The 7,121-nt window shown below is 37.3% G+C and carries 5 protein-coding genes; 1 reads left to right on the top strand and 4 read right to left on the bottom strand.

Translation table 11 applies throughout. The features are described from left to right. Positions 1-1,490 precede the first annotated feature (1,490 nt). A complete protein-coding gene (locus tag NL646_RS18400) occupies positions 1,491-2,513 on the top strand; it encodes a hypothetical protein (RefSeq protein ID WP_140276696.1) in 1,023 nt (340 codons plus the stop codon). Between the two features lie 250 nt (positions 2,514-2,763). Here the strand turns inward: NL646_RS18400 and NL646_RS18395 are convergent, their stop codons facing one another. The 4 genes from NL646_RS18395 to NL646_RS18380 all read right to left on the bottom strand — a co-directional run bounded on the left by NL646_RS18395 (position 2,764) and on the right by NL646_RS18380 (position 7,043). Continuing rightward, positions 2,764-3,375 (bottom strand): hypothetical protein, encoded by a 612-nt coding sequence (locus tag NL646_RS18395; protein ID WP_203503560.1) that lies wholly within the window; start codon positions 3,373-3,375, stop codon positions 2,764-2,766. A gap of 73 nt (positions 3,376-3,448) precedes the next feature. Next, entirely contained in the window at positions 3,449-4,768 is a 1,320-nt protein-coding gene (locus tag NL646_RS18390; RefSeq protein WP_253664516.1) for a type II toxin-antitoxin system HipA family toxin, read from the bottom strand. A 66-nt stretch (positions 4,769-4,834) separates the two neighbouring features. After that, a complete protein-coding gene (locus tag NL646_RS18385) occupies positions 4,835-5,401 on the bottom strand; it encodes a hypothetical protein (protein WP_253664515.1) in 567 nt (188 codons plus the stop codon). A gap of 484 nt (positions 5,402-5,885) precedes the next feature. After that, positions 5,886-7,043 carry a MarR family transcriptional regulator gene (locus NL646_RS18380; protein WP_253664514.1) on the bottom strand — a complete coding sequence of 386 codons (1,158 nt, stop codon included), beginning with the start codon at positions 7,041-7,043 and terminating at the stop codon, positions 5,886-5,888. Positions 7,044-7,121: the final 78 nt, after the last annotated feature.

The following is a 7,121-nucleotide window of genomic DNA, read 5'->3' as shown; positions in this document are numbered from 1 at the left end:
CCGATCATAAACATCGTTGGGTAAGATTCAATAATGCATATTAGAGGTCAAGCAAAACAACGATAGAGCTTCTTTCACTTTTTGCAGTCAGTGATCATGGAAAACAACGATATAAAAACCAATATTTTTCACTATAAGATTATGAAATTAAACAGGTTACGTCAGTCTGACTTCGAGATAACCTTTGACCGATCATAAACATCGTTGGGGAAGATTCAACAATGCATATTAGAGGTCAAGCAAAACAACGATAGAGCTTCTTTCACTTTTTGCGACCAGTGTTCATAGAAAACAACGATATAAAACCAATTCTATTTTCTCTAAGTTCATGAAATTAAAAAGATTAAATCAGTCTAGCTTCGAGATAAGCTTTGACCGATCATAAACATCGTTGGGTAAGATTCAATAATGCATATTAGAGGTCAAGCAAAACAACGATAGAGCTTCTTTCACTTTTTGCAGTCAGTGATCATGGAAAACAACGATATAAAAACCAATCATTTTTACTCTAACCTTATGAAATTAAAAAGATTAAATTAGTCTAGCCTCGAGATATGGCTTGACCGATCATAAACACCGTTAGGTAAGATTCATAAATCCATCTGAGAGGTCAGGGAAAACAACGACGTCCCACTTTCATTGAGCTGTCTGAAATTGTTTTTAAGATTTCTGGTTAAGATGTTTTTGATTAGACAACATTGTTGAGACTGGTGAAATTGTTACTGTGCTACGGGACTACGGCAGACATTTTTATGAGTGAGACTTGTATTAAGAACGAGGCTAAGGCTAAAAGAAGTGATAGCGAGCAAGTCGGCTCAAATGATAGTGAATAGCCGCCGATTTTATAGACATGCTTCAGTTAGGCTCGTTTACTTGGTTTTACCCAATTCAACTTATCCGAAGTGCACGGTTTTGATCACTGATTTTGAGCACCGACTATAACTCGTTCCTGCCCCTTTCCGTGTTAACGTATTTACTCAGTAGCAGATCGCGGCAGCCGATTTTCCATACTATTTCTTATGTCGGGTTAGTAATGGCCTCCGCTAAAAAACGTTAGAAACTATTAAATAAGAATACTGTATTTCTGAGTAGACAATTCGGTTGGCGCTTGGTACATAATTGAAGAGCTTTCATGTATAACGTGCTCATTATAATTGTTTGTATATACAGCTATAATTGAAGTTCATTGATTTTCTGCTTCTTTCTCGGAATTAACGAGACAAGCGTTGCTTATTTTTCACAGCACACCTAATCCTATCTATCTGATAATAAATGACTTTACGTAGGACGCTCAGTTCATACGATATTTTGTTAAATCTAATTGCTAACTTTGCCCAATCCATTGAATTCTTACCTTTAAGCGATTTAAATCATTGAAACTACTTATGTTTTGTGAGTATAGTGTGCTGAAAGAAGTAGTGCGGTAGCTGTGTGAAAACGAGCATGCGGCCTAATACACTGTTAGCAATTTTGACTAGGTGCAGTAAAAAGTGAATTTTAATAACTTAAATCTAGGTTTAGGAAATCATGGTGAAGGAAAGAGTGGATTTGTAATTCATAATTTTTTGGCAGCATTGAATGATACGTTCAATCAATCAAACAATGCTAGGTTCAAATCTTACTTCAAGAAAAATGCTGATGTCCCTAAGTGGATGGTATTTAGTGATTATGTCCTTAATGACAAAAGTAAACCTAATGATGTTGTGACGTTTTCAATAATACCTTACACCGCTGATTTTTTTAAACTCAGTGAATATATTGACTCTATATCATTTAAAGATATCAAAAAACTTAAGAGGGTGAATGAGGGGTTCATTAACTTTATTAATAGTAGCGAGATATTAAATATATCAGTGCTTCTTCCTAAAGCTAGAAAGTTAGATCCAATAAATGAGCGTGAAATGCTCAAAACTAGATATGAAATGGCTATAAATCAAGTAAAGATCTGGCTTTCAAATGATGCTGATAATAAACATTATAAGACATTGTTGAGCAATTATGAATTATTGCTTTCTGAAGTATGTAAATCTGGTGCTAATTTTAGATATATTCGTGATATTGAAATAGTATCATCACTATCCGCATATATAGTTTTTCAAATTTGCACTGAAGTTAAAGTGGAAATAATTGGTTGGTTCTCAGACAGAGATGCTCTATTAAGTTACAAGGCGGCTAAATTTAGCAAGCCGATAATATTTGATTTGACTCATAATCTATATCACAATTTAATGTTCCAGATTGATGAGGATTACAAAGAGAGCTTTGTATTTGGTTTGCCTGAGAGAAATGGTAAGGTTTGGTATGATTCTTATAATAGAATTCCTGACCTTATTGCAGCGACTCTAGCAGACTATAACTATGAAAACAATCAATGTAGTCATGATAAGTTTATACCTGTGATAGAAAAGATATTAACAAATAAAGAAAAAAATATCATTTACAAATTGTCTTTAGAAGATGACGTGTTTTCAGCTGGTGTTTTAGATCTACGTTTAGAAGATAAGAATTGCTAAAGCATTTAAGAGGGATTCAAAACGCGTGGCATTCGTGGCTTGAGTACATTTTTGTGTTTATGGTGGTCTGTTGAAGTTAAGGGGGAAAGCGTTTTTCACCCCTTAATGCGGCATTATCTATACATTCTCTAATTCGAACCTTACTAGTTAGATCAAAAGCACTAACTAGCTTCTGTCCAGAAGTGTGCTGTGTGTGGGCGCTTTGATGCTTGGTCTTGCGATGTACACCAGTACCTAGAGCTAGTAGGGGTTATTTTGGGTTAAACAATGCACTACAGTGAAAACGATTTTCAACTATTTCATCTGCTACATCTTTTAAATACTCAAACCATTCGTCATTGATGATGTTAGTCACTAATACATACTCTGTATCAGCAATGCAGAGTAATTGGTTTACTAACTTAGTGAAAAAACCTTGCCTTTGCAGAGTAGGGTGTAAATCTAATCTCTCAATCTGAGCCACTTTCTGCACGGAAAAATTCATTAACAACTGGCACCAAGCGTCAGAGTCAGCATTGTTTTTGCACATAACTAATACCTCACCGTTAGGTAGAGCTAATTCCTTAGTAGGTATGTTTTTTTCGCTAGCATATTTAATAATGTGAGTTTTGGTTTTATCAAATTGCGTGAGGTAAGTTATGTCACTACGATAAGCAAGATGAATGACTTCCTCTCCGTTGCTGTCATGAATTAGTAAGCCGAACTCCCCATTTTTTCCTTTTTCTAATGAGGAAATATATTCTTTTGTTGCAAGCTCAATTAACTGTTCAACTAGATTCTGCTCTGGAACGTTTGGAACTAGAAGTGCTCTAGATGCTTGAAGCTCACGGATAGGGGAATCTAATTTAAATGTGAATGCCATAGGTTTTTCCAAAAAAGTTTAATGATGTTTATCCCTTCAAGGGGTAAGCCGCTTTTGACATACTGCTTGTACTCTACTCGGATGCCTGTAAGGAGAGTCTTTTAAGCATTTTCAATGCATTGTCGAAAATAGGGCTAGAGATATGTTCTGGAAAGTCATTTGGCAATCTCGTATTTAAACGGTCTATAGCCTCTGGAAGCTCGGTTTTCATTGTGTCGAGAATTTCCTGCATTATCTCTTGTTCAAAGCGGACATGCTGTGCGGTTGCCAGAAAATGGCGAGGGTAAATCTTGTGGATTTCGTATTTTCTACCCCTTGATGCTCTTAGCCCCATGGCTAGCTTCAACTGCCTGATGTTAAGCCCTTTTTTACCTAATAAAGGGTAAGCAGACAAAATGTCATAGAAAGGCGTTAAGCGGTAGCTTCCTGATTGCTCAATTGTGATCGAATAGTTTTTCGCATGACCATCAGTCGCTCCAATGACCCATTGATACACCTGGAACTTCATAAAATTGTATCGGTCGGCAAAGGCATTTGAAGACCCAGATAACAATTCCATAATTTCCAAGACTCCAATACCGCCATCAGATTCGTACTTGATTGATGCTGGCAGCGAAGCTGCCTGACACATATCCTCTTGTGGTAATCGTTGAATGTGAGTCTTCTCATTCGTCCATTTTCGGTCAAAACGTTCAACAGCCAATGCTTTGAAGTTCAGAGTTTGAATAATTTCAATATTAGGTACATCAAACCCTAGCTCTCGTGCGAGTTCGATACAGAGATATTCATTCTCAACACTATCCGTTAAGTCTAACGTACAGTTTGGTTGTTGGATAACTCCCATTGGGAGTTTGATGATGTGAGTTGTCGGAGTATTGCCACTTGGTAAACACCAATGGCTATCCACTTTCAGTAACGCAGTTTTAGCTTGTGCGCCAGCAATGGCTATACGGAAATCATCGGACTCCTCAATCATTCCATGTGGTGTTCCTGTCTGTAGTGCTGACAACATGAGTTCCAGTGTTTTTTCATCTAGGATTTCATACTCCAAGTCTGGCTTATCATTTTTTGTATCAGGTGGCAGTAGAGTAATAGCACCTACAACATCACGACCAACTGCTGTGAGCAAATCGAAAGGTTGTGTAGTGGAGGTTTTAAATCTGGCGGCTAAACGGTCTCTTGTACCAGTTGAGTCTGGGAGAAGATTGTCAAAATAGTTGAAGACCGCTTCAGAAGATATAGTGTTTTTTTGCATTTTAAGAGACAGAGATAAAGGCTGAGCGTTGTCATTGTTCAGCCAGGAAGAATCATATTTAAAGCTGAGTCTGTTGTCTGGATACTTTGCTAGAGTCCCTACAAGCACGTTGTTCATATATGCAGTGAGCGTTTCCATTACAGTGAGCCTTTTTTGCTATATGGTTTTGTCTTGTTTATCAAACAGAGTGTTGGCAAGAGCCACTTAGCGAGTGATTTGACTAACGACGTCACCGAACAAGACTGGTCTAAAGTGGGTCTGATCTACTGATACATTGATATAGCGGGGATCTGGTTTGCCAGCATCATCTAGAATGATACTGTCATGTAAATGCCCGTGAACATTGATCTTTCCATGTAATTCCTGAGGATGTATAGGGCAGTGTGTAAACCAGGTATTTCGTTTAGATAGCATCGAGTGAATCTCATCGAAGCCATCTGCGAGCATCTTGCCGCTGACCCTCATGTTTGTACAATGATTGCCAAGTACGAGCACTTTCTTCGTACATTGAATACTTGCAACTCTCTCTAGCCAAAATGGGGTCGTTGCAATATCTCCAAGTAGGATTAACGTGTCACGACGTTGTACAAATGATGCAAGGTTATCAAATAGAATATTATGGTGCTCTTCAGGAGAATCGAATCCTGAACGATATTTCAATATATTATCATGTCCGAGGTGCAAGTCTGCGGAGAGTACAAATCTACTCATAAGAATATTCTCAATAACGATATTATGAATAATATACACTTGAACTGTAGTATTGTTCAAATAAATATTTTTCTTTACCTTGAATGTAATATATAGAAAATAATAAACACAAAGTGTTACTTTTTATTTATTAAAATAATGCACTGTATGTCTGCCTAAGTTTTTTAGATCAAAATTGCTTGGCACATTTTTTTGCCAAGATTGGCAACGAGACTGCCAGTAGTGGCAGAGTAAGTGTCAGGATTGGCAGTGAATGTGCCAAGTGTGGCAGAAGAAATTTAGCAGAAAAAACGATGTTCTACCTTTTATTAAGTGATTTTAAATAATGTATCCTTATATTAGAATTATAACTTTATAATAATTATAACAGTTATAATAGTTATAACATGAAAAAGTCAATAAGTAAAAACTATTTTATTGCCATAATTATCTTGGTTCAATTTAATAATTAAATTATTCGTAATTATATTTATGATTTTTATTTGATTTAATAATTAAAAATGTAAAATAAATTAGATTGTTTTTTGCACAGTTACTTTGCTGTTTAGGAGAGCAATTGATGTTTTTTAATGATCTGGTGTATGCGTTGTCTGCTAAGCCCAAGCGTTCTGGCGATATCACTTAGGTTAGTTTTGTTATTCGTGGCTAGTTGTTGTGTTAACAGGTCTTTGATCTGCTGGTGTTGTTTTAGATTCGCTCCATATCCAACGCTCGGGCCACGTCTAGTTTCAATGCTATTGATTCGTTCTACACACTCAAAGCGATGCAAGATCCCAATCAGTGTGGTCCAAGTATTCAACTCATTGAAAAGCGTCAGGCACTCTTTTTCGTTCCAAGCATTTGGCTCCGTAGGATCTAAACATCTCACTATCGCGATACACCACGAGGGCCAGTTTCTAAAATCATCTGGTTTGATTTGTTTTATTTTTTTATAGCTAGCTGGATAAGTCACTTTGCATGTCTGAACAATGTTCTTTGATAGTGTGATCCAGTCCCCTGACATAGCGCTATCTTTACAGTGGCGCAGAAATACTCGTGGATGCGGCGCATAGCCGCTGACCAGATCATACAGTTGTCGTCCCAGATTTTTCTGTTTGTTAGGTTGTACTAGGTACTTTTCGTAAGCTGTACTGTTCTGGTTGGGCAGGTGTTTCAATGCAGTGATAACTGCGTATTTTTGCTGTTTATAAAGTTTAGTGGACTTGATGGGATGGTGTTTTTCGCAGTAGTAGTGAGATCGGCTGCGTAGACGCCAGCATAGTGCGCAGTAAGGTAGAACACTGTTCCAATGAACCTCTTCTTCTTGATGTTGTGGAGTGAGTGAACGCAGATCCTTTAAGCCCAACAGTACTTGATCGGCATAATTGACGCGTCGTTGAGTATGAAGACTGAATCCACGTAGAGCTAGCACCGTTTCAATAAGTTTAATTGTTTTATTTAATCCACCGTAACTTTCGATGATCTCAGCAAGATGGATAGCATTAGAACGGCTGTACTTTTTGAGTATGGTTCCATGTTGTCTGAGTAACTTGGTAAACCATGGTTCTAGAACAATGTTCCGAGCGGCATCAACAGCGTATAAATACCCAGAGCGACGTCGCTGAGCAATTTTACAACCTCGATATTCGGCCTGTTTTTTTAAGTCATTAATTGCTGTTTCTAGCTGTACTCTCAATGCATTGCGCTTTTGATCTAAGTCCATTCGTTATCATGTCAATATGGTTTGTTGCTTATTCTATATTATGAGTTGGGCGATGAGAACCTAAGATGCGACTAAATA

Origin of the sequence: Vibrio sp. Y20_XG_PY13 (assembly GCF_024181925.1) — a bacterium.
GTDB lineage: Bacteria > Pseudomonadota > Gammaproteobacteria > Enterobacterales > Vibrionaceae > Vibrio > Vibrio parahaemolyticus.
The sequence above is the reverse complement of the archived record's forward strand: the minus strand, read 5'-3'. Positions and strand labels throughout refer to the sequence as shown.